Source organism: Spirochaeta dissipatitropha, from assembly GCF_054657935.1.
In genome coordinates, this window is the sequence record NZ_BAAHXT010000041.1 from 1 (window position 1) to 1,619 (window position 1,619).

The following is a 1,619-nucleotide window of genomic DNA, read 5'->3' on the forward strand; positions in this document are numbered from 1 at the left end:
CTGATAATTCCTTTTGTCATGAAAATTGCAGTCGTCGCTACGCTCCTTTGTGGCAATTTTCACGCCAATCCCTACGGGCCGGAATTACAGGTTAAGCAAATGTTAGAAAGACCGGAGGCAGAAATAAAAGGTAAAAATGATGAACAAGAATATTTATAGTTTTATAGCGAAAGATAATTTCACAAAACCTCTTTATGTAAAATTTCGCTTAGCATTAGAAAAGTTTCTTAATTCAATTTCAAATTCTGATTTTGAAGCAATTATTTTATGTGGATCATTTGCAAATAATAAGATTACTAATTTATCTGATATAGATATTGTAATTGTTCTTCCTGAAGGATCAAAAAACAGTCAAGCATTCAAAGAAGTTGTTTATAATGAAATTAAAATACAGCTTTTCTGTTTTACCAATTCAGAATTGCAAAATAGCTTTACTTGGGAAAGTGAACAAATAGATCGACAGAGATCAAGTTTGATCGCATCCGGAATTGTTATTTATGGAGATAAAAAAATTGGCAACGATTTAATTTTAAAAGCTGCAGAAACAATTAAAAAAAAATTACCATTGTTAGAACTGGAAAATGCTCAAAGTATGATAAATTTTATAGATTCACAGTTTCCTGAACAAATGACTTTAGAGTTTAAACAATCCGAGTATGGATTTATGTTAACTCTTTATGGAATGATGGAGAAATATTTCCATATTTTACACCAAATAAATAATTGTCCATTACCAAGACACAAAGATATTGATTTTAAACTTTCTTCGATCCCTGATAAGGAATGTGGTGAATTATTTTGTAAAATATTAATTGAGCAGAATATCCTAATTAGAATGAAGTACTTTTTTGAACTTTCATTTCTAATAAAAAAAAGACTTACGCAATTTATAGAATTGAATTACCCTGTATAGATATAAACTTAATTGTAAATATTGTTTGAATAAAAGATTTCTAACAACCAGTTCAACCAGACAATTCCTTAGTCAGGGTTTGTGCTTTTCGCTTCGCTCGGCACAAACCACGCCTACCCTTCGAGGCGGAATTGCTGGTTAACTGAATGTTATAAACACTTGGGTAACAGTATTCAGGGCTAAAGAGAAATACTACGCAAAGAAAATCTTAATAAGAATTATTCGGGGTCGTTTAAGAGCTGGTTCTTCTACCTTCAGGTACAATCAGCAGCCTTCGGGCCACAAGTTCTGAACACAGCTGCTGATTTATCAGTGGTTGAAAAATGATTCTTCCTTCACAATCACGCTTCATATATGCTTGCCTGGAAATATGAACTGGCTTACGTCATACTGAAACAGAGGTTCACGAAGAATCAGGGGTCGATTTATTTGAATCGGCCTCACGAGAATGAAGAATCAGATTTTGCGGCTTATAACAAGTACATGAACCAGACTCGCCTACTGTCATGGTTTTTGCTGTTTCCGGCTTACGCCGGGCAAAAACCACGCCAGCTTAACGGCGAGCTGGTTATGAAATCGTTATAAACACTTGGGTAACAGTATTCAGGGCTAAAGAGAAATACTACGCAAAGAAAATCTTAATAAAATTATTCGGGGTCGTTTAAGAGCTGGTTCTTCTACCTTCAGGTACAATCAGCAGCCTTCG

Annotated in this window: 1 protein-coding gene; it reads left to right on the forward strand. The window is 34.3% G+C overall.

All coding sequences use genetic code 11. From position 1 onward, the window contains the following. The first annotated feature begins 139 nt into the window (after positions 1–139). Positions 140–913, forward strand: coding sequence for a nucleotidyltransferase domain-containing protein (locus tag ACYQ2L_RS17115; protein ID WP_460058332.1), 774 nt, complete (start codon positions 140–142; stop codon positions 911–913). Positions 914–1,619 lie beyond the last annotated feature (706 nt).